21 protein-coding genes are annotated in these 20,253 nt (G+C 55.0%); 12 read left to right on the forward strand and 9 right to left on the reverse strand.

Going from position 1 to position 20,253, the window contains the following annotated elements:
- Nucleotides 1-127: 127 nt before the first annotated feature.
- The 3 genes from ABXR19_RS01115 to ABXR19_RS01125 all read right to left on the reverse strand — a co-directional run bounded on the left by ABXR19_RS01115 (nucleotide 128) and on the right by ABXR19_RS01125 (nucleotide 2,361).
- The gene (locus tag ABXR19_RS01115) at nucleotides 128-658 is read right to left on the reverse strand and encodes a pilin (RefSeq protein WP_354599228.1); all 531 of its coding nucleotides are present in this window, start codon (nucleotides 656-658) and stop codon (nucleotides 128-130) included.
- 258 nt (nucleotides 659-916) lie between these two features.
- Nucleotides 917-1,669 (reverse strand): TfpX/TfpZ family type IV pilin accessory protein, encoded by a 753-nt coding sequence (tfpZ, locus tag ABXR19_RS01120; protein ID WP_354599229.1) that lies wholly within the window; start codon nucleotides 1,667-1,669, stop codon nucleotides 917-919.
- Nucleotides 1,670-1,833: 164 nt separating this feature from the next.
- Nucleotides 1,834-2,361, reverse strand: a complete 528-nt coding sequence (locus tag ABXR19_RS01125) for a pilin (RefSeq protein ID WP_354599230.1) — start codon at nucleotides 2,359-2,361, stop codon at nucleotides 1,834-1,836.
- 348 nt (nucleotides 2,362-2,709) lie between these two features.
- Here ABXR19_RS01125 and ABXR19_RS01130 point away from each other — a divergent pair, with 348 nt between their 5' ends.
- The 7 genes from ABXR19_RS01130 to ABXR19_RS01160 all read left to right on the forward strand — a co-directional run bounded on the left by ABXR19_RS01130 (nucleotide 2,710) and on the right by ABXR19_RS01160 (nucleotide 7,420).
- On the forward strand, nucleotides 2,710-3,231 hold the full coding sequence (locus ABXR19_RS01130) for a gamma carbonic anhydrase family protein (protein ID WP_354599231.1): 522 nt from the start codon (nucleotides 2,710-2,712) through the stop codon (nucleotides 3,229-3,231).
- Between the two features lie 112 nt (nucleotides 3,232-3,343).
- Nucleotides 3,344-3,667 carry a hypothetical protein gene (locus tag ABXR19_RS01135; RefSeq protein WP_354599232.1) on the forward strand — a complete coding sequence of 108 codons (324 nt, stop codon included), beginning with the start codon at nucleotides 3,344-3,346 and terminating at the stop codon, nucleotides 3,665-3,667.
- Complete coding sequence (locus tag ABXR19_RS01140; protein WP_354599233.1) at nucleotides 3,657-4,184, forward strand: DUF6036 family nucleotidyltransferase; 528 nt, start codon at nucleotides 3,657-3,659, stop codon at nucleotides 4,182-4,184. The genes ABXR19_RS01135 and ABXR19_RS01140 overlap by 11 nt, the downstream gene beginning before the upstream one ends.
- Nucleotides 4,181-4,618, forward strand: coding sequence for a D-aminoacyl-tRNA deacylase (gene dtd / locus ABXR19_RS01145; protein ID WP_354599234.1), 438 nt, complete (start codon nucleotides 4,181-4,183; stop codon nucleotides 4,616-4,618). The genes ABXR19_RS01140 and dtd overlap by 4 nt, the downstream gene beginning before the upstream one ends.
- A complete protein-coding gene (locus ABXR19_RS01150) occupies nucleotides 4,618-5,136 on the forward strand; it encodes a C40 family peptidase (RefSeq protein ID WP_354599235.1) in 519 nt (172 codons plus the stop codon). Before dtd ends, ABXR19_RS01150 begins: the two co-directional genes overlap by 1 nt.
- 1,065 nt (nucleotides 5,137-6,201) lie before the next feature.
- Entirely contained in the window at nucleotides 6,202-7,020 is an 819-nt protein-coding gene (locus ABXR19_RS01155; protein ID WP_354599236.1) for an FkbM family methyltransferase, read from the forward strand.
- Nucleotides 7,021-7,096: 76 nt separating this feature from the next.
- Nucleotides 7,097-7,420 (forward strand): hypothetical protein, encoded by a 324-nt coding sequence (locus tag ABXR19_RS01160; protein WP_354599237.1) that lies wholly within the window; start codon nucleotides 7,097-7,099, stop codon nucleotides 7,418-7,420.
- Here the strand turns inward: ABXR19_RS01160 and ABXR19_RS01165 are convergent.
- The 6 genes from ABXR19_RS01165 to pyrG all read right to left on the reverse strand — a co-directional run bounded on the left by ABXR19_RS01165 (nucleotide 7,417) and on the right by pyrG (nucleotide 14,004).
- The gene (locus ABXR19_RS01165) at nucleotides 7,417-9,231 is read right to left on the reverse strand and encodes a tetratricopeptide repeat protein (RefSeq protein WP_354599238.1); all 1,815 of its coding nucleotides are present in this window, start codon (nucleotides 9,229-9,231) and stop codon (nucleotides 7,417-7,419) included. The two genes, ABXR19_RS01160 and ABXR19_RS01165, sit on opposite strands and share 4 nt — an antisense overlap.
- 29 nt (nucleotides 9,232-9,260) lie before the next feature.
- Entirely contained in the window at nucleotides 9,261-9,551 is a 291-nt protein-coding gene (gene ftsB, locus ABXR19_RS01170; protein ID WP_354599239.1) for a cell division protein FtsB, read from the reverse strand.
- Nucleotides 9,552-9,780: 229 nt separating this feature from the next.
- Nucleotides 9,781-11,070, reverse strand: a complete 1,290-nt coding sequence (gene eno, locus ABXR19_RS01175) for a phosphopyruvate hydratase (RefSeq protein ID WP_354599240.1) — start codon at nucleotides 11,068-11,070, stop codon at nucleotides 9,781-9,783.
- 165 nt (nucleotides 11,071-11,235) lie between these two features.
- A complete protein-coding gene (locus ABXR19_RS01180) occupies nucleotides 11,236-11,529 on the reverse strand; it encodes a Dabb family protein (protein ID WP_354599241.1) in 294 nt (97 codons plus the stop codon).
- Between the two features lie 4 nt (nucleotides 11,530-11,533).
- Complete coding sequence (gene kdsA / locus ABXR19_RS01185) at nucleotides 11,534-12,373, reverse strand: 3-deoxy-8-phosphooctulonate synthase (RefSeq protein WP_354599242.1); 840 nt, start codon at nucleotides 12,371-12,373, stop codon at nucleotides 11,534-11,536.
- The gene (pyrG, locus tag ABXR19_RS01190; RefSeq protein WP_354599243.1) at nucleotides 12,370-14,004 is read right to left on the reverse strand and encodes a CTP synthase; all 1,635 of its coding nucleotides are present in this window, start codon (nucleotides 14,002-14,004) and stop codon (nucleotides 12,370-12,372) included. Before pyrG ends, kdsA begins: the two co-directional genes overlap by 4 nt.
- Before the next feature lie 236 nt (nucleotides 14,005-14,240).
- Between pyrG and ABXR19_RS01195 the strand changes: the two genes are divergently transcribed.
- From ABXR19_RS01195 to ABXR19_RS01215, 5 genes are all read left to right on the forward strand, one after another.
- The gene (locus ABXR19_RS01195) at nucleotides 14,241-15,056 is read left to right on the forward strand and encodes a transporter substrate-binding domain-containing protein (protein WP_354599244.1); all 816 of its coding nucleotides are present in this window, start codon (nucleotides 14,241-14,243) and stop codon (nucleotides 15,054-15,056) included.
- 167 nt (nucleotides 15,057-15,223) lie between these two features.
- The gene (locus ABXR19_RS01200) at nucleotides 15,224-15,952 is read left to right on the forward strand and encodes a transporter substrate-binding domain-containing protein (RefSeq protein WP_354599245.1); all 729 of its coding nucleotides are present in this window, start codon (nucleotides 15,224-15,226) and stop codon (nucleotides 15,950-15,952) included.
- Nucleotides 15,949-16,761, forward strand: coding sequence for a transporter substrate-binding domain-containing protein (locus tag ABXR19_RS01205; protein WP_354599246.1), 813 nt, complete (start codon nucleotides 15,949-15,951; stop codon nucleotides 16,759-16,761). Before ABXR19_RS01200 ends, ABXR19_RS01205 begins: the two co-directional genes overlap by 4 nt.
- Entirely contained in the window at nucleotides 16,758-17,762 is a 1,005-nt protein-coding gene (locus tag ABXR19_RS01210; protein ID WP_354599247.1) for a TRAP transporter substrate-binding protein, read from the forward strand. Before ABXR19_RS01205 ends, ABXR19_RS01210 begins: the two co-directional genes overlap by 4 nt.
- Nucleotides 17,759-20,242 (forward strand): ATP-binding protein, encoded by a 2,484-nt coding sequence (locus tag ABXR19_RS01215; protein ID WP_354599248.1) that lies wholly within the window; start codon nucleotides 17,759-17,761, stop codon nucleotides 20,240-20,242. The genes ABXR19_RS01210 and ABXR19_RS01215 overlap by 4 nt, the downstream gene beginning before the upstream one ends.
- Nucleotides 20,243-20,253: the final 11 nt, after the last annotated feature.

The raw sequence follows: 20,253 nt of genomic DNA on the forward strand, positions 1-20,253 counted from the left end.
TGGGCAAATGCAGCAACAATTCAGAGTGCCCGAATCATATTATTGATCAGCCCACAATAAACACCTGATTCATAGCCGGCACGAAGAAACTCAAGCCCGGCCCGCAAAAGAGGCCGGCCTCAAAGAATCAAACAGCGCCACGACATTGTGTCGGCGAATACCGTCCCGGCAAAGTGCCGACACTGCCGGGGGCGTAGGTCGACGCAGCGCCCTTGCAGTGCCAGTCAATACTGCCCTGCGACCCAGGCGCCAATGCCACGTCACCAATCGTCGGAACAAAAAACACAGAATTCGTCGCCGCGGTTAGTTGGGCAATGCCGTTTGACGTAATGTCATACGACACCTTAACTTCACCATTGTTGATATTGATCGAAACCTCAGACACATACTTGGTCACGGTAAAACAATACACAATGCTGCCCGCACAGCCGGTCGAAGCACTGGTGACCTCCTGCGTCACCACAGCCAGATTTCCACTACTCTGCCAGAATTCCCAGACAATTGACTTGGCCGCTTCGGCCAGGGTCAGGCCTTCTGTGACCTTTGAACGCACGGTGTAGTCTTGATAGGCTGGCAGCGCGATAGCCGCCAGAATGCCAATGATAGCTACCACGATCATCAGTTCGATCAGGGTAAAACCTTGTTGAATACGTTTCATGACTAACTCTCCTGAGGAAAAACAGGGATACCCACCGCCTTACATTAGCCAAGTCCGTACCAAGCACACAAGACCTACCCATCAGGAAAAAAGTCTTTTTATACAGCGAGTTAAAAACAAGCCTGATTTCACCCTGATTAACCCAAGCATTCAAAGTGACAAAATTTGTCACTCCCCCTGCCGCATCCCGCCAAATGTTACACAATCACTTCACAATAGGCTCAGGCCAGTCGGACCAGAACGCCCGCTCACGCCAGACTATTTCCATGGACGAAGATCCACTATTTCCAATATTTCGGCCGATTTTGCATCAATCAGCACAGACATTTCTCTTTGCTTGGCAACAAGAGGGATGTATCGGAACCGATCGGCTTGCCGAGCAAATTTTTTCTGTAAATCCTCTAGCCGGGCTTTGGCTTCAGGATTGAGTTTCAATAATTCCTCAATCGCATGAGATTTACCAAGAACCTCTGCGGCATGCTCCTGATAGGGCCGATAGTATTGAGGAAAAACCTGCAAATCAGCCCCTGACATGGATGAAAAAAGAATACGCTGTTTTTCGACTGGATCATTGGGTTGCTCGGCATAAACAAAAACTGGGCCGGATTGAGGAAGCACCTTGAACTCCGGGTGTTTTACTTTTGCCAGTTCGGCAGACTCAATTTGAGAGGCCGCCACCACCTCAAAACGATCCAGCGCAAATACCAGATAGGCCGGCCGGCCTTGATAAATGCTCCAAGCACCGAACACAAATGCCACCAACTGCAAGCAGATGACCGTTGCCAGATCAAATCGGTAGCTAGATCGTGCGGGCTTAACAAAGAACAGGCACAGTATCGGCCCCAGCACAACGTCAACACAAAACAGGATTAACAACACCTTCACCAGCCCCGTTGCGGCGGTCAGGGGCGGCGGACACCATTGCAGCACCGCAAACAAAATGAAACTTGTAACAATGATCGCGCTGATCACCAAATGCGTAACAACCAATTGTGTGCGTGTCAAAGCCATAGTCAATAAATCCATGCGCAATAAGTAAAACCTCAGCCGGCGACGCTCAGTGCAACAGGCAATGGCGCCGATACGACAAGCGCCAACCAGTCTCCAGCAAGCAAGAGAAGGACAAACAAAAAAGGGCCAACATCGTTGGCCCTTTTGGTACTACCAGACAAAAATCAGACTGCGCTGCGACATTGTGTCGGAGAATAACGACCCGGCAACAAGCCAGTGGAACCCACCGCATAAGTGGAAGCAGCCCCCTTGCAATGCCAGTCAATATTGCCTTGCGAACCAGCAGCCAGAGCGGCGTTACCGATGGTCGGAATCAAGTAAACAGTATTGTTTGTGCCCAATTGGTTAATGCCGCTGGCAGTGACGTTGTACGTCACCAAAACTTCGCCATTGGTGGCAGCAATCGAAATCGCCGACACATACTTGGTCACGGTAAAACAATACACCACGCTTGCTGCGCAGCCGGTCGAGGCAGACGTAACCTCTTGCGTCACGGTAGCAAGGGAGCCATTGTTTTGCCAAGTTTCGGAAACCACCGATTTGGCGGCTTCGGCCAGGGTCAGACCTTCAGTAACCTTCGAGCGAACCGTATAGTCCTGATAAGCGGGCAGCGCGATAGCAGCCAAAATACCGATGATGGCGACCACGATCATCAACTCGATCAGGGTAAAGCCTTGTTGAATGCGTTTCATGAGCAATCTCCTTGGAGGAAAGAAACGGACAATTTCCGTTAGCTCTCTCCTAGCCAAGCCTGTGCCAAAAGGGCAGACCGTCTGTCAGACTTAAAAATAGTCAAACAAAACCAGTCACTTAGAATACAAACAAAAAAAACCAACTGCCGACACTGCTCATCAAAAGAAGTAAAAAGTGACCTTTTTTGTCATCTTTCGTGCCGCTGCACGGCAGCGCACACACCGCACACCGAGCTTATCCGCGCATTTTCACGACACTTTTCCGAGCCAGGCGCCAACACAAAGCCCTCGCTGCTATGATTCAGCCTCGCTGTGCGCAGCAGCAATTTCAAGCAAGGTGATATCGGAATGGCGATTTATGCGCTAGGTGATCGGGTGCCGGAGTTGGGCGAAGGTGTGTGGGTGGCGGACAACGCGCGGGTGATCGGCAAGGTGTCGCTGGGCAAGCGTGTGAGCATCTGGTTCAACGCAATCTTGCGTGGCGACAACGATCCGATCACGGTGGGCGAGCATACGAACATCCAGGACGGTGCGATCCTGCATACCGACGATGGCATTCCCCTGACGCTGGGCAGCCACGTTTCTGTGGGCCACATGGCGGTGCTGCACGGCTGCACGGTGGGTGACGGCACGCTGATCGGCATGAATGCGGTGGTGCTCAATGGCGCGGTGATCGGCAAGTATTGCCTGATCGGCGCCAAGGCGCTGATCCCGGAGGGCAAGGTGATTCCGGATCGTTCGCTGGTGGTGGGCACCCCGGGGCGCATCATCCGCGAACTGACGGATGAGGAAGTGGCGCGCATTCAAGCAGGTGCGGATCATTACGTCGAGAATGCGGAACGCTTCCGCACGGGCTTACGACTTCTGTAATTCCGTTTCCAGATCAATAATGCCGCGAAGACGAGGCGCAGACATTGCTGGAGCACGGCAAGACGAAGTCGACAAATGCAGTATTTGTCTGAAAATGAAATAAGGAGCGGCCATGCGTAGCCATGCCGATATTGATGCCCGCAGCCTCGCCTTGCATCGCCTGATTACCGAGAAAATTCAACGCGAACCTGCGTTGCACGCCCATGCAGAGGCGACTATCACGCGCTGGCGCCAGACGGTTTGTGCTGCGTCGCAGCCTTATCTGGATGAGTGGTTTCAGGCACTGCAAGCGGGCGCAAGCGCTAGCCTGAAGCTGGCCACCGAGGACTCTGAACATGCGCGCGCCTTGCGCCAATGCTCGCCGTTTACGGAAATCCTTTCCAATCAGGAGCGTTTCAATTTCCTGAAAACATGGCGGACTCAGCATGAGGCGTGAAGAGCTGGAACAGCTGATCCGCGCTGCAGCCGCGATTACCAACGAATACGAAATCGTGGTGATCGGCAGTCAATCCATTCTCGGCGCGGTGCCGAATGCGCCAGAGTTTTTACTGCAATCAATGAAGGCGGATCTGTACCCGCTGCACCACCCAGAGTTAGCTAATCTGATCGACGGGGCCATTGGCGAACTCTCGCCCTTTGAGGAATGCTTTGGCTATTACGCTCAGGGCGTTGGCCCGGAAACAGCCATTCTGCCCACGGGCTGGGAAAATCGGCTGATCAAGATCCAGAGCGAACACACCGACCTGAAGATCGGTTACTGCCTGGAGCCCCATGATCTGGCGGCATCTAAATTGGCCGCCGGGCGCGACAAGGACTGGGCTTTCGTTGAAACAATGCTCAAACACCAGCTCATCGACAGCGTCACGCTTGCTGAGCGCATTGCCACGCTGCCGCTTACCGAGGAGCAAGGAAGCAGTTTACTCGGCTGGCTAAAAGCACACTCAGTCGCATGATTGCCCTGATCCAGCGTGTTTCGCAGGTAGCTGTGGTGGTGGATGGCCGCCGCGTGGGCGAGATCGGCCCCGGGCTACTGGCGCTGATCGGCGTGCAAAGAGGTGATGAGGCGGCGCATACGCGGCACTTGCTGGACAAGCTGTTGGCCTACCGCGTCTTTCCCGATGAAGCGCAGCGCATGAACCGCTCGCTGGCCGATACGGGCGGCGGCTTGCTGCTGGTGTCACAATTCACGCTGGCGGCCGATACAAAGAAGGGCACACGCCCGAGCTTCACGCCGGCCGCGCCGCCTGAAGAGGCGCGAGAGTTGTTTGACCATCTGACGGACCTCGCCCGCAACGCACATCCGATCGTGGCGACCGGTGAATTCGGCGCGGATATGCAGGTGAGTCTGATCAACGATGGGCCGGTGACTTTCTGGCTGGAGGTGTGATGCGCCTGACTCGAAACCTTTGGGGATCCGCACTAAGCCTTGCTCTGCTGGCAGCCTGCTCACACACGCCCAGCACACCTAACGCTGCAGGCAAGCCGTCTGCAGACGCCCGCCCCGCGCGCCTGCGCATCGAGGACCAACAAACCGCCAATGAAATCGTGCTTTACGCCCATGGTTTGCTGGGTACGAAATACCAGTTCGGCGGGCGCAACCCGGAGGCCGGCCTGGATTGCAGCGGCATGGTGAGTTTGGTGGTGGAGCAGGTCACTGGCCGCAAGCTGCCGCATAACGCCGCGAAGATCGCCTCGCAAACCCGCCCAATTGGCCGCCATGAATTGCAGCCGGCCGATCTGGTGTTCTTCAACACCAACGGCAGCAAGTTCTCGCACATGGGCATTTATCTGGGCGACGATCTGTTTTTGCATGCCCCCTCCAGCAAGGGGCAGGTCAAGAAGGAACGCCTGGATTCGGCTTATTTCGCTCAGCGCTTCAGCGGGGCTCGAAGCTTGTTTGATTGAAACATCCACCGCCTGATGCCGTTGCCCTGACAAGTAGCCTTCGGGTAAGATGGCTCAAAGCACCTTAGCTACAAATACATCAGCACAACCAACAAACCCTCCCCCTTCATCCGCAGCAAAGATTGATTCGTAGACGCACAGAAAAAACACTTAATCAACGCCTTTTACTCGCAGGTCAGGCGCAGCGCCGGTTATCTGGCGCGTCAGGAAATTGAGCAGATCATTTCGCCGCTGCGCGTCACACCAAAAAGACTGGAGCCATTCGGATACAAATTATACAGCCGAAGTGACGAAGACGGAATTTTTCATAAAATATTAAAACGCTTTGGAATAAATCAGTTTTTTTGCAAAACAGGTGTCAAAAACGGACAGGGGTGCAACTCACGCAACCTTCTTCACAAGGATGGCGCGGATCGTGGATTGAGGGCAACGAGCCCCAACGAAGCCCTATCCTGCAAAATTTCAGGCCTAAATCGACACAAAAATATTTTTTCTGGATGTTGTCTACGCCTACCCGGAAAATATTTCCGATTGCATCAGAAGAACGCTGAAACCACGTGGGACGAAAGATGGGGAAACTGGATTTTTTATCCACAGACGTCGACAGTAACAACATTTGTCTGATTAATACGCTGACAAGCAAACCGAAAGTCATATGCATTGGATACAATGCAAAATTCCCACCACCCATATCGAAGAGGCCTGTATGCGACCGCAGCAACACCTAGCGTGGCAGTGATTATATGGGCTCAAGCCTAGTCGCCATCAACACGGTTGCCAAAAAAAGGCTACGCCCTGGTTGCCACCAATATTACCAGCGCTAATGCATTATTTGTCCGCAGTGACCTGATTGGTAATAGTTTTGAAAGTGAAGCCACTCCGGAGAACTTGTACAATCCGCCCAGATACTGGCTAACGCCAGATCATTACAATATCATTGGTCATGCGGCCGATTTTGGACCATACACCGATCTTGTTGAATGATTATTTTTTAAATAAAGGCAGCCGTTTCTAGGCGCAACAGCTCAAGCAAGACGACATTTCTTCAACAACCAAGGATTCAACATGTCATTTCCACCCCGCCCAATCGCATTTGTGCTTACGTCGAGCAATCACGGCAGTATGATCGTCAATCGCAACGATTATTGTCCCGTCAATGCAGATACTGCGTTTGGCGTCGGCCACGAAATACTGAATCAATCAAGTTATGCACAGAACGAAATCCAGTTGGCACTCGAGTTGCTCACACATCGGCGTAATTTTTTCGGCCCAAGCGTATTCGCAATCGACGGGGGAGCCAATATTGGGGTACATACCGTCGAGTGGGCAAGGCATATGTTTGGCTGGGGGGAAGTGTATGCGTTTGAAGCACAAGAGGCGATTTTTTACGCTCTTGCCGGCAACCTGGCACTGAACAACTGCCTGAATGCTCACGCCAGACTCTGCGCCTTGGGTGAATCAAACGGCTCGATAGAAATCCCTTGCCCGGATTATTTTCAACCGGCAAGCTTCGGAAGCTTGGAACTGAGGAAAGCAACCACTGAGTTTATCGGCCAAAAAATCTCCTATGAGAAAGCAAAATGCGCCACTGTTCCGATGGCTCACATCGATACATTCGAATTCCCCCGAATCGATTTCATAAAAATTGATGTCGAAGGCATGGAGCTGGATGTATTACTTGGGGGAAAAAAAAGCATTGCTCGTCACAAACCCATCATGATGGTGGAAGTCATCAAATCAGATCGAGCTGAGCTTATCGCCTTCATGGCTGAACTTGACTACCAGGTATTTAACCTTGGCATGAACATGCTGGCCATACATGAATCCGACCCGACACTCAGAAAAGTTTCAGAAAACAACGGGACTTTTAGCATTTCAATTTAGCCTCCAGCAGCCCCATTAAATAAACGGGGCTGTGAGTACCAACAATCACAGCCCCAAATCACCAGTGAGATTGACAATGATATTCATTTCTGACTTTCTGAAACGCAAAGCCATCGACACCGTTGCTAAAAGATTGGGCACGCAGTTTGTACAACACCTGCCAATTCATCGGATTAAGGACGAAAAACGGCTAACCCTTGAGTTTGAAACGGCGCTGGGACACATTCAAGGCTTTCAGCGAAAAGAAAAACTGGGAACTTTCGGAAAAGCCCGCCTGATCAATACCTTTCAGTGGGCATTGATTGAAAATGGGTATGACAAAGACGTCGCACACAAAATCAGTCGCGACATTGCGGTCCGGCTGACACCTAGCGCAACGCGCAAAAAAACTCCGGCCTAAGCGTCTTTATCGGCCTTATTTCTAGCCATCGCCGCAAGATCTTGAGCTAGGCGACTTACGGCATCATCCCAGCAGGCAGGTGCGGAACTACGGAATATTTTGGCCGTCGGCCACCACGGTTGCGTGTCCCCACCAATCTGCCAACGCCAGTCGATGGACGATGGCACCAGCACCAGTACCTGCTTACCCAACGCAGCCGCTACGTGGGCAACCGAACAGTCAATGGCCACTACCACATCCAGCACATCGATCACAGCAGCGGTATCAGCAAAATCCCTGATGTCAGGCACAGGATCCAGCATGTCGAATTTTTCGATGATGGCATCCCTTTCCGGACGGACGTCAACGGCAAGATTAACCCAACAAACATTATCAATCGCGGCCAGGGGAGCCACCGCCTGAGCGGAAAGGGAACGGTACCAATCATCGGCTCGCCAAACATTACCCGTCACGACCAAGCCAACCCGCAATTTTGTCTCTGCTTGCAAGCTAGCTCGCCAAGACTGACAACGCTCCGGCTGGGCTTTGATCAGAACGGGTTTTTTTAAATCCTCCGGCCTCAAATTCAACAAACTGATAAGGGTAAACATTGGAACCGCAACGGCACAATTCAGATCTCGTGGATCTGGCCGTGCCTCGTTTGCAACAAGTTCCACACCAACATCCACCGTCGCAAGCACGGCCTCCATTTCAGGTTTAAACACGAATACGGCGTGAATGCCTTTGCTGGAAAGCTGCTTGAGCAAACGCAAACCCAACAAAATATCGCCGAAGCCCTGATCCTGGTAGACAAACAAGCGCTTTTTTCCAAGAGGACGCCCATCCCAGATAGGGACCTCTGTCACAACCCTGGACATCGCATACATCCCCAAAAACCCTTCATCCATCATTTTCCAACCAGAAAACCAATTCGCGCCAGCTGCGGCAGCCATCAAAAAGCCCAGAAAATAACGAGTGACACCTTCGCCGCCCTCAATGGCCTGCTCACACAACTCAATTGCACGAGGCAAATTCCCTGCGGTAGCATAAAACCTCCCCAACTGCGCTGCGCTATACTCATCAAGCATTGGTCGCGCATAGAGGTGCTCTGCCTCTTCGCACGCTGCCTGATAATTCTCAAGGCTTACGCCACAAAGAATCATCAAACCCACTATTTCATTTTCACTCAGCGCCCGTCGTTTTCTCTCTGTCAGCAAATATCGAACCAGCTGCTTGCGAACAGAAACCCCCTTAGCCGAAGCCGCTTTACGATGCAAGGTGGCTCCGCCACGACCATCGAGCATCGCGATATTGCAAATAATGATCAAGGCCAGATCACGAGGAGCATGTTCCAATGCGACATTGAATGCATCAGCCGCTTCATCGTAGCGATCTGCCGACAGATACAAGGATCCAAGCATATTCAACAACATCGCGTCATTAGGCGAAGTTTTTCTCGCCTCTTCCGCCGCGGCTAACGCGGGCACCCGCTTTCCCTGCCTGGAAAATACGGAGGCCAAGCATTTGAGAAGTAATGGGTCATCGGAGCCGCAATTTATTGCACGCTGCAGCACTCCTGCAGCAAGCTCATCGTGCCCCAACTCAAAAAGACGCATACCTTCAATTGCCAAGGCATCTCCATCGTTCTTATCTGCACGCAACAATGGATCAAGCAGTTCCTTTGTCAACTCCATTTTCCGCTCTAACAAAGCCGTCTTGGCCTTGCGCAAAGCCTGTTTCCGTTCTACGACAGAAATCGCAACGGCAGGAGTTTCAGTCAAAGGATTAACAACACCACTAGAAGTCAATTTTTGAAACAATTTTTTTAGCATTCAAGTATCCACTTCAAATATCGTGGTGATTAATATCTATTATTGGCCGGAGCATCCGGAATCTGTACAAAAATTTCGCCTGGCTTGACCAGATTGAGCTCCAGACGGGCGCGCTCTTCCATGGCTTCGTAACCGGACTTGAGGTCTTTCACTTCGGAAGCGAGCTCAGCGTTGCGCTTTTCGAGTTCGCGATTTTCGGCACGCAGCGCTTCAAGCCTGGCTTCGGCTTCGTGCACGTCTTGCCAGCCGCCCTTGCCGAGCCACAGCGGGTATTGCAGGGCAAGCAGCAAGGTCAGGAAAAAAATGGCGGGCCAGCGCATAAACAGTCGTCGTAAAAGGTGAATGGGCAACAAAAAGGGCGCACCGCAGTGCGCCCTGATTGTACCTGCTTGCCTCCCTCTCCCCCAGCCCCCGCTCCGCGCCCCACGGTTGGCATTGCACTGCCAACCGGCTGCACAGGCAAGCCGCATGCGGCTCGAAACCCCTGTTTCGCCCCGCAAGCGGTAGAGGGGAGCTTCGTGGGGCGCAAGCGCCTGCGTAAACCTGGAATTACTTCAGGCGCAGGTTATAGAAGGCCGCGCGGCCCGGGTAGATGGCGATTTCGCCCAGATCTTCTTCAATGCGCAGGATCTGGTTGTACTTGGCGACGCGATCCGAACGGGACAGTGAACCCGTCTTGATCTGACCAGCATTCAGGCCAACAGCGATGTCGGCAATGGTGCTGTCTTCGGTTTCGCCGGAGCGGTGCGAGATGACGGCGGTGTAGCCGGCACGCTTGGCCATTTCGACGGCCGCGAAAGTCTCGGTCAGGGTGCCGATCTGGTTCACCTTGATCAGGATGGAATTGCAGATGCCCTTGTCGATGCCTTCTTGCAGGATCTTGGTGTTGGTGACAAACAGATCGTCGCCCACCAGCTGGATCTTCTTGCCCAGCGCGTCGGTCAGCAGCTTCCAGCCGTCCCAGTCTTGTTCGGCCATGCCGTCTTCGATGGAGAGGATCGGGAATTTGTCGACCAGCGTAGCCAGGAAGTTGACCTTCTCGGCGGAGGTCAGCGACAGCTTCTCGCCGACCATTTCATACTTGCCGTTCTTGTAATACTCGGAAGCGGCGCAGTCCAGACCCAGCACAACGTCCTTGCCAGGTACATAACCAGCAGCTTCAATGGCTTCCATGATCAGTTCCAGCGCTTCGACAGCACCGGCGACGTTCGGAGCGAAACCGCCTTCGTCACCCACGGTCGTCGGGTAGCCCTTCTTGTCCAGAATCTTCTTCAGCGCGTGGAAAATTTCAGCGCCGCAACGCAGGGCTTCGCGGAAGGTCGGCACGCCCACGGGCAGGATCATGCATTCCTGGAAGTCCAGGCTGTTGTTGGCGTGTGCGCCGCCATTGATGATGTTCATCATCGGCACTGGCAGGGTCATCTGGCCGGAACCACCGAAATAACGATACAGCGGCAGGCCGGCTTCTTCAGCAGCAGCACGGGCCACGGCCATCGACACAGCCAGCATGGCGTTGGCGCCCAGGCGGCTCTTGTTCTCGGTGCCGTCCAGCTCGATCATGACGCGGTCGATGTAGGCTTGCTCTTCAGCATCCAGGCCGACCAGCGCTTCACAGATTTCGGTATTGACGTTCTCGACAGCCTTGAGCACGCCCTTACCCAGATAGCGGCCCTTGTCGCCGTCGCGCAGTTCGATGGCTTCGCGCGAGCCGGTGGAGGCGCCTGACGGCACTGCGGCACGGCCCATAATGCCGGATTCGAGCAGCACGTCGGCTTCAACAGTGGGGTTACCACGGGAGTCCAGAATTTCGCGGGCAATAACGTCAACAATTGCACTCATGTGTCTTTCCTTTATTAATCAAATCGTTCGATGAGCTGGCCGTTTGAGCGGCCGATGTATCAGGCGCGTCGCACACACAGGGGGAGTGCTGCCTACGCGAAAAACTGCGTAATTCTACGCAAATAAGATTTCATTCGCTTGACCGGACGCAGACACTCCGCGCTTTCAGACCGAAATATCACCAAAAAGCAGCTCGGCCAGACCTTCCAGCTGCGCCAGTACGGCCAGATGCGCCGGATGCTCGAAATACGCGAACAGATCGTCCTGATCGGCAAACTCTGCCACCAACACATAGTCCGCTGCCTGCGCATCGGCCATGGTATTGAATCCGCAGCGCCATGCCCTGATCAGCGGGATCTGGCGAGGCAGATCAAGCATGGCCGCGTGAAACTCAAGCGCAGTGCGGCTCTCCGAGGAGATGCCGGGTAGCAACTTGAACAGGACGACGTGCGTGATCACGCGCTTACAGACTCAGCTCGGCAAAACCCTGCTGCTTGACCACCGCATCAATGGCCTTGAGCGTCGCCAGCAGCTCGCGCATTCGGCCCAGCGGCCAGGAATTCGGGCCGTCGGACATGGCGCATTCCGGGTTCGGGTGGGTTTCCATGAACAAACCGGAAATCCCCACCGCCACCGCTGCGCGTGCCAGCACAGGCACGTGCTCGCGTGCGCCACCGCTCTTGTCGCCCTGCCCGCCCGGCAGTTGCACCGAGTGGGTGGCGTCAAACACCACCGGGCAACCGGTATTGCGCATGATCGCCAGCGAACGCATGTCGGAGACGAGATTGTTGTAGCCGAAAGATGCGCCGCGCTCGCAAACCATGATGTTGTCGGCGCCGCCATTGGCTTCACGCGCCTTGTCGACCACGTTCTTCATGTCATCCGGCGAGAGGAACTGGCCCTTCTTGATATTCACCGGCTTGCCGCAAGTGGCGACTGCGTGGATGAAATCGGTCTGACGACACAGAAAAGCTGGCGTCTGCAGCACGTCCACCACGGACGCCACGCGAGCGATCATCGCCTCGTCGTGCACATCGGTCAGCACCGGCACGTTCAGGGTCGAACGCACTTCGGCCAGAATTTCCAGTCCGGCATCCATGCCCGGGCCACGAAAGCTCTTGCCGGATGAGCGATTGGCCTTGTCGAAGCTGGACTTGTAGATGAATGGAATCCCCAGTTCACTAGTGATTGCCTTCAACTCGGCAGCCGTTTCCAGGGCCATCTCGCGCGACTCGATCACGCACGGGCCGGCGATCAGGAAGAAGGGCTTGTCCAGACCAACATCGAATCCACACAGTTTCATAGCTTGCCCTCGTGCTGAGCAATGGCGGCCTTCACATAGGCGATGAAGAGCGGATGACCATTGCGCGGATTGGAGGTGAATTCCGGGTGGAACTGCACGCCCACGAACCAAGGATGCATGTCTTGCGGCAGCTCCATGATTTCCGGCAGATTCTCGGTGGGCGTACGCGCCGAAATGATCAAGCCAGCCGCTTCGAGCTTGGGCACGTAGACGTTATTCACTTCATAGCGGTGACGATGGCGCTCGTTCACATCCTTGCCGTAAATGCTGGCCGCCAGACTGCCGGGTTTGACCGGGCAACGCTGAGCACCCAGACGCATGGTGCCGCCCATGTTGGACTCTTCCGTACGCGTCTCGACACGGCCTTCGCGATCCAGCCATTCGGTGATCAGGGCCACCACCGGATGCGGGCCTTGCGGCTCGAATTCGGTACTGTTAGCGCCTTCCAGCCCGGCAACATGGCGCGCGAACTCGATGGTCGCCAGCTGCATGCCCAGACAGATCCCCAGATACGGGACCTTGTTTTCGCGCGCATAACGGATCGCCGCGATCTTGCCTTCGGTGCCGCGCTTGCCGAAGCCGCCCGGCACCAGAATCGCATCCATGCCCTTGAGCACGCCGCAACCATCCTTCTCGACATCTTCCGAGTCGAAGTAGTGCAGATTGACCTTGGCTTCGGTATGCAGACCGGCGTGCTTCAGCGCCTCGATCAGGGATTTGTAGGACTCGGTCAGATCCACATATTTGCCGACGAAGGCCACATTCACTTCGTGCCGCGGGTTTTCCATGGCGTAAATGAGCTTGGTCCACACCGACAGATCGGCCGCCTTAGCCAGAATGTTGAGCTGGTGACAGACGATCTCGTCCAGCATCTGTCCGTGCAACATGCCGGGAATCTTGTAGATGGAATCCGCGTCCTGCACTTCGATCACGGCCTCGGCCATCACGTTGCAGAACAGCGCGATCTTGCGCCGCTCTTCCATTGGAATGGATCGATCGCAACGGCACAGCAACACGTCGGGCTGGATGCCGATCTCGCGCAATTCCTTGACGGAGTGCTGGGTCGGTTTGGTCTTCAGCTCGCCGGCCGTCGCAATGTAGGGCAACAGCGTCAGATGCACGAAGCAGGTGTTGGTACGTCCTTCCTCGAAACCCATCTGGCGGATGGCTTCCAGAAAAGGCAGCGACTCAATGTCGCCCACCGTACCGCCGACTTCGATGATCGCCACGTCGGCGCCTTCGGCACCACGCTTGATCGAGAGCTTGATCTCGTCGGTAATATGGGGAATCACCTGCACCGTTTTGCCCAGATACTCGCCGCGCCGCTCCTTGCGGATCACGCTGTCGTAGATCTGGCCAGTGGTGAAGTTGTTGCGCTTGGCCATCTTGGCGCTGGTGAAGCGCTCGTAATGGCCAAGATCAAGGTCGGTCTCAGCGCCGTCGTCGGTCACGAAGACCTCGCCGTGCTGGAACGGGCTCATGGTGCCCGGATCGACGTTGATATAGGGATCGAGTTTGAGGTGAGTGACGCGAATCCCGCGGGATTCGAGAATGGCACCCAAAGATGCGGCCGCAATGCCTTTGCCCAGAGAGGACACGACACCGCCCGTGACGAAAACGTACTTGGTCATGGAAGTACAGGTGCTGGAAAATCGAATGATACCGCAGAGGCGGGGTCGCACTCAAACCCCATACTCAAACCCGCTTGCCGCCAGCCCCTGAAAACGAGGCTCGCGTTCAAGTTTTCAGCCCTTCTTCCGTAACGTATACAGTCAGATCAACCTTTTCTCGGGCCTTCTGGCTGCCCGGCAGCAAATCGGCCAGGCCCATAAAAGACCCTATACTTGCGCGCAAAGGAGACAAAGACATGAAGAACCTTGCAGCAAGGCTTGTCACTGGGCTGTTGGCGTTGAGCGCCTGCTTTGCGTCGCAACTTTCCAGCGCCGACCAATTTGCCGACATCAAGGCCGCCGGAAAGCTCCGGATTGCCATCATCAACGGTCTGCCCAGCTTCAGCGTAACCGACCCGAAGGCCGGCTTCACCGGCTCGGACGTCGACACCGCCAGACTGCTGGCCAAAGATCTGGGCCTCACCCCCGAATTCGTTTTCGTCACGAACGCAGACAGGATTGATGCGATGGAATCAAAAAAAGCGGACCTCATCATTTCAGCCCTGTCGATCACCCCGGAACGCGAACAACTGATCGCCTTCTCGGTGCCCTACTCCAGCATCGCGCTGATCATTGCCGCCCCGCGCCAATACGCGATCACGAGTTATGCGGACCTGCGCGGCAAAAAAGTCGGGGTGGGGCGCAACACATCGAATGGCTCTTTACTCAAACAAAACAGCAATGGCGTAGAAATCATCGAGTATGAGGACGAACGCAGCCTGATCGAAGGCTATCTGAAAGGCCAGTTCGACATCATTTCCTGCCAGCACGCCACCCTCAAGGAAATCAATAACATGGTGAGTGATCGTCGACTGGAAGCCAAATTCATCCAGCGCGAATTCCAGATCGCCGTTGGCATGCGCAAGAGCGAGCGCGCCTTGCGCGAGTGGGTCAACAACTGGGTAGTCAGCAATCTGGCCAATGGCCGTCTTAACGATATTTTCCGCCGCCACCACGGCCACGAACTGCCGGAATCAGTTTTACCCAAGCAGGTTGTTCCGCGCCGAATTTAAGATGCGTTCATTCCGCATCCAGTGCCAGCTTTCCTCGACAAATACCCATCAACCCTGAGCCCAAACATCCCACCATAAAAGGGAGTCCTGTGACAGTTCGCCGCCATTTGAACGCCACTCTACTTGCAGGCTTTTCTTTTTTCGTGTGTCTGCCGGCACATGCCGACATGCTCGCCAATATTCGCCAGGCAGGAAAAGTCCGCATCGCGATTGCCGGGGCGGTCCCGCCGTTCAATTTTCTGGATACGAACAAACAGTTGATCGGCTCGGATGTCGAGACCGCAAAATTACTGGTTCAGGATCTGGGCGTAAAACTGGATATCGTGCGCATCACCAATTCAGAGCGGGTTTCAGTCCTGCTGGAGCGGCGTGCCGACCTGGTCGTCTCCGCCCTGTCCATCACGCCTGAGCGTGAACGCGAGATTGCCTTCTCGGTTCCCTATGCGCGCATCGCAGTTGTGATCGCGGCCCCTCAGCCCTACAAGCTCTCCTCGATGCTGGATCTGAACGACAAGCGCGTCGGCGCATTGGCGGCCAGCTCCAATCTTGCGCACTTACGGCAAAACACCTCGAACGCAAAAATAACGGAGTACCCCGAAAACGACGAAATGAGCCTTGGCTATGTTGCCGAAGAATTCAACGTCATGACCGCGCCGGAAAGCATTGTCGACAGCACCAACCGCCTGAATCCTAAGCGCCCGTTGATCATCCAGTTCACTCAGATGGAATTCGAAGTTGCCGTCGGCATGCCCAAGGGCGAAAAAGCCTTGCGCGACCGCATAAACCAATGGGTCGTCACGCGGTTACGCGATCGCAGCCTGGGTGAGATTTATCGGAAATTTCATAACCACAACCTCCCGGCCACAATCATCCCGGCAACGGAGGGCAGCAAGTGATCTCTTCAATCCTGAAACTGGGCCTGATCACTCTGCTCCTGGGACTATGCCAGCCAGCCCAGGCAGACTTGCTGACCGACATCCGCCAGAGTAGAAAATTGCGTGTGGGCATTGCTGTGGGGGTCCCGCGCTTCAGCTATCTGGATGAGCAGCAAAAACTCAGCGGCTCAGATGTAGATACCGCGCAAGCACTGGCAAAGAATATGAGCGTTGAACTCGACATCGTTCGCATCAGCAATGCTGACCGGATCAAAATCCTCGAAAGCCACGGCGCGGATATTGTCATATCCAGCCTGTCGATCACCCCGGAACGCGAACGTATCATCAGTTTTTCGCCCCCTTACGCCAAACTTTTCACCGTCGTTGCCGCACATCCGCAATTGAAAATCACGGGCTACGCCGATCTGGCAGGCCAGAAAATCGGCGTAACACGCCTGACGTCGAACGCCACGCTGATCGAACAAAATGCACCCAGCGCCATCATGCTGCCTTTTGATGATGATGCCTCGTTAATGAAAGCAGCGGTCGCCGGAAAATTGAATCTTATTTCCAGCCAGCCGGCTGTAATTGACGAAATCAACCACCTGGGCGCCAAACCAGTCTTTGAAGAAAAATTCGTGCAAAAAGAATTCGAACTGGCGATAGGAATACCCAGACAAGAAAAAGCCTTGCGCGAGCAAATCAGCAAATGGGTGATCGAAAACCTGCGCAACGGTCAGCTCAACGAAATATATCGAAAACATCACGGACGTGATTTGCCCATCGAACTACGGCCAAGCGCGAACTCCAGACAGGCAGGCATAAAATGACCAGGCGCAACAAAATCCATATATTTACGACAGCACTTCTTTTCATGCTGGCCTGTACGGCCAACGCCATTGATACAGCAGATGGCATGCGCACCCTGCGCTCGGCTGACGTCCACGCAGAGGACTACCCGACCGTACAGGCGGTGCAGTTCATGAATCAACAAATCCAGAAAGCTTCGGGCCGCAAGCTGGGAATTCGCGTTTTTTCCTCTGGCCTGCTCGGCGATGAAGCCCCTCTGCTGCAACTTGTGCAGTCAGGCGAATTGGACATGAACCGCGTCAGCATTCAGGCTCTGGACGCCATTGCCCCACTGAGCAGGGTCTTCTCCCTGCCCTATTTGTTCCGCGACACCGAGCATCTGCATAAAGTGCTTGATGGGCCGATCGGCCAGGAAGTCCTCGACTCACTCCCCAGCCAAGGGCTGGTCGGCCTGGCCTACTACGATGCCGGCATCCGCAATGTTTATACGGTCAGAAAGCCGATCCTGAAGCTTGAAGACATGAAAGATCTGAACATCCGCGTGCAGCCTTCTGAAATGTCCTTGATGGTCTTCGATCTACTCGGCGCACGCCCCGTCCGCCTGCCCTTTGCCCAAACCGCACGGGCGCTGAGCAACGATCTGGTGGATGCGGCCGAGAACAACCTGCCCTCCTACAGCAGCACCGAGCACTACAAACACGCCCCGATCTACTCACTGACCCGCCACACCATGTCCCCTGAAGTTCTGGTCATGTCGAAAATCAGCTGGGACAAACTCTCTGCATCCGAGCAAGCCATGCTGCGCAAGGCCGCTCGTGAATCCGTCGGCATCATGCGCGACATGTGGCAGCAGCGTGAGGAACGCGTGGAAGCCACGCTCAAGTTAAGCGGAGTCAAATTCCACGAGCTACCCAAAGAACAACTGGCCCGTTTCACGGCAGCCGTTCAGCCGGTATACACAAAATTCGCGGGTGAGCCACAACAACAAGCGCTGATCAAAAGGATCCGGGCGCTCAAATGAACCCCTTGTCGGCCAAGCTCATGCTGGATCGCGTTCGACACTGGCTCAGCGCCACGTCGATCCAGCAACGCCTGCGCTATCTGACCCTGCTGAACGTAGCCGGGCTCGTACTGCTGCTGGGCTTGAGTCTGGTCTCCAGCGCACTCAAGGATGGCTATTTCGACGCCCTTCAGAATCTGAACACGCAGCAGCGTCAGCTTCAGCATTTCAATACGGAAACCGCCCGTTTGCAGGTCGCCATCCAGAACTACCTCAACTCATCGGACGAAGGCCTGCAACAGGAAATCGACAAATCAACCGAACGACTGTTCGAAGAGTTTTCGCAACTTGAAAAGAACAAGAGCGACTACACCGAAAATTTGCTTCTGCTGCGCGAATCCCTGAAAAGCTTCATTACCGGTTACCGCGAACTCAAACAGCTCAATCATGAAATCGACAAGACATACCAGAATGAACTGATAGATCCCAGCCGGCATGCCGCCGAACTTCTGGCAATGGTCATTGGCAGCAGCAGCCAGAAAAAAGGCCAGACCCTTCTCGGCCCCGCCTCTGTCGTCGCCGTCAACGCCTTCATTGATGCGCTGCTCAAAATGAATGTTTATTATGCCAAGCGCGAAACAGTCATCAGTCTGAGCACACGCAGCTCCCTTGAACGCGTTGCTCAACTCGCGCCATTGCTTGAATCCCTTGCCCCTGGTGAATTTGAGCGCAAGGCTCTGAACAAACTGCAAAAACAGGTTCACACCATGATTTCGGGCCTGGGCAGCCTGCAGCGCAGCTATGCCATTCGCACCCAGATCATGGAAACCAGGATCGAAGCCAACCAGCGCGCCATCGCACACACGGCTGAGAGTCTGGACAAACGCTATGCCGAAATAGAATCCACTTTGCGCAACCGCTATTCACAGCGTCTGAGCTTCATCAACGCCTTCGCCATCGTGTTGAGTCTGCTGATCATCGCCTTCACCTTCGGCTTCGGCGCACTGGTCTTCAACTCCATTCGCACTCCCCTGGCTGCATTGCTGCGCACGGTAGAAGCCTTCTCCTCAGGAAATTTTCAACACCCAGTTCCCGAAGTCGGCCACAACGAACTCGGCATGCTGGCTGGCGGGCTACGCGAATTCCGCAACAGCGCCATGCAGCGAACCCTGGCCGAGCACGCCTTGCGCGACAGCGAAGGTCGTTTCCGTGCGCTCTCCGACATGTCCAGCGATTTTTTCTGGGAGCAGAACGAAATGCTCCAGTACACCGCGTTCTCCGGTCAGCGCGCTGGCGAATTGCTGGCCCGCAACGTCCTGATGCTGGGCCTGCGCGCCTGGGACAATCCCCGCAATCTGGGCTACGAAGACAGCTGGGCGCAACATCGGCTGATAGTCGAAACCCATCAGGCCTTTCGCGATTTTGAATTTTCCCTGCAAATGCCTGATGGCAAATTGCTGCATCTGCTCGCCAGTGGCGATCCTGTATTTGGCATCAACAATGAATTCACCGGCTATCGCGGTACGGCCAAAGATATTTCCGCACAAAAGTCGATTGAAGCCGAGATCCGCCAGCTCAACCAGACGCTCGAACAACGCGTCATCGAGCGCACCACCGCGCTGCGCCAATCCAATGACCAGCTCTCGCAAGCCATGGAGCAACTGGTACAGAGCGAGAAACTCGCTTCCCTGGGCAATCTGGTTGCCGGTGTCGCCCACGAACTCAACACCCCGCTGGGCAACGCTCTGGTCGCCTCCACCTCCTTGCGTGACCAGGTACGCGACATGAACCGTGCGGTTGACGCCGGCACCCTGCGCAAATCCGACCTCACCGAGTTCATGGCGACCTGCGAAGAAGGCTGCCTGCTGATTGAACGCAATGCCTATCGTGCAGTCACCCTGGTATCCAATTTCAAACAGGTCGCGGTGGATCAGACCAGTGCCCAGCGTCGGGAATTCAACCTCCAGCAAACCATCCAGGAAGTGGTAGCCACCCTCAGCCCCACCCTGCGCAAACAGCAACACACGCTCACCGTCGACATCCCCGCCAACATCGTGCTCGACAGCTATCCGGGCCCGCTGGATCAAGTCATTACCAACATCATTACCAACGCCACGGTGCACGCCTTCCAGCCCGGCCAGCCCGGCGCCTTGCTGATTTCAGCCACCGCCGTCGGCTACAAGGAAGTCGTGATCATGCTCTCCGACAATGGCGGCGGCATTCCGCTGGACAAACAAGGTCGCGTCTTCGACCCCTTCTTCACCACTCGTCTGGGTCAGGGCGGCAGCGGCCTCGGTCTTTACATCGTCTACAACATCGTCACCAGTCTGCTCGGCGGCCACATCCAGCTGGTCAGCACCCCCGGCACCGGCACCTGCTTCCTTATTCACATCCCGCTGGACGCCCCTCACGCCGACGAAAATGCCGCCAATGTACACGGCAGCCCGCAACTCCTTACCCAGACCACACTTGATTTGATTGCCGATCAAGACGAAACATAGAAAAGCAAGCT

The sequence above is a fragment of the Uliginosibacterium flavum genome (assembly GCF_040566545.1).
GTDB classification, from domain to species: domain Bacteria; phylum Pseudomonadota; class Gammaproteobacteria; order Burkholderiales; family Rhodocyclaceae; genus Uliginosibacterium; species Uliginosibacterium flavum.

Excerpts from the sequence above, each read along its gene's own strand:
- ABXR19_RS01140 (WP_354599233.1), top strand. The coding sequence starts at position 3,657 with ATGAGGCGTGAAGAGCTGGAACAGCTGATCCGCGCTGCAGCCGCGATT.
- dtd (WP_354599234.1), top strand. The coding sequence starts at position 4,181 with ATGATTGCCCTGATCCAGCGTGTTTCGCAGGTAGCTGTGGTGGTGGAT.
- ABXR19_RS01195 (WP_354599244.1), top strand. The coding sequence starts at position 14,241 with ATGAAGAACCTTGCAGCAAGGCTTGTCACTGGGCTGTTGGCGTTGAGC.
- pyrG (WP_354599243.1), bottom strand. The coding sequence starts at position 14,004 with ATGACCAAGTACGTTTTCGTCACGGGCGGTGTCGTGTCCTCTCTGGGC.
- ftsB (WP_354599239.1), bottom strand. The coding sequence starts at position 9,551 with ATGCGCTGGCCCGCCATTTTTTTCCTGACCTTGCTGCTTGCCCTGCAA.
- ABXR19_RS01155 (WP_354599236.1), top strand. The coding sequence starts at position 6,202 with ATGTCATTTCCACCCCGCCCAATCGCATTTGTGCTTACGTCGAGCAAT.
- ABXR19_RS01160 (WP_354599237.1), top strand. The coding sequence starts at position 7,097 with ATGATATTCATTTCTGACTTTCTGAAACGCAAAGCCATCGACACCGTT.
- ABXR19_RS01150 (WP_354599235.1), top strand. The coding sequence starts at position 4,618 with ATGCGCCTGACTCGAAACCTTTGGGGATCCGCACTAAGCCTTGCTCTG.
- ABXR19_RS01210 (WP_354599247.1), top strand. The coding sequence starts at position 16,758 with ATGACCAGGCGCAACAAAATCCATATATTTACGACAGCACTTCTTTTC.
- ABXR19_RS01115 (WP_354599228.1), bottom strand. The coding sequence starts at position 658 with ATGAAACGTATTCAACAAGGTTTTACCCTGATCGAACTGATGATCGTG.
- ABXR19_RS01125 (WP_354599230.1), bottom strand. The coding sequence starts at position 2,361 with ATGAAACGCATTCAACAAGGCTTTACCCTGATCGAGTTGATGATCGTG.
- eno (WP_354599240.1), bottom strand. The coding sequence starts at position 11,070 with ATGAGTGCAATTGTTGACGTTATTGCCCGCGAAATTCTGGACTCCCGT.
- tfpZ (WP_354599229.1), bottom strand. The coding sequence starts at position 1,669 with ATGGCTTTGACACGCACACAATTGGTTGTTACGCATTTGGTGATCAGC.
- ABXR19_RS01130 (WP_354599231.1), top strand. The coding sequence starts at position 2,710 with ATGGCGATTTATGCGCTAGGTGATCGGGTGCCGGAGTTGGGCGAAGGT.
- ABXR19_RS01165 (WP_354599238.1), bottom strand. The coding sequence starts at position 9,231 with ATGCTAAAAAAATTGTTTCAAAAATTGACTTCTAGTGGTGTTGTTAAT.
- kdsA (WP_354599242.1), bottom strand. The coding sequence starts at position 12,373 with ATGAAACTGTGTGGATTCGATGTTGGTCTGGACAAGCCCTTCTTCCTG.
- ABXR19_RS01215 (WP_354599248.1), top strand. The coding sequence starts at position 17,759 with ATGAACCCCTTGTCGGCCAAGCTCATGCTGGATCGCGTTCGACACTGG.
- ABXR19_RS01200 (WP_354599245.1), top strand. The coding sequence starts at position 15,224 with ATGCTCGCCAATATTCGCCAGGCAGGAAAAGTCCGCATCGCGATTGCC.
- ABXR19_RS01135 (WP_354599232.1), top strand. The coding sequence starts at position 3,344 with ATGCGTAGCCATGCCGATATTGATGCCCGCAGCCTCGCCTTGCATCGC.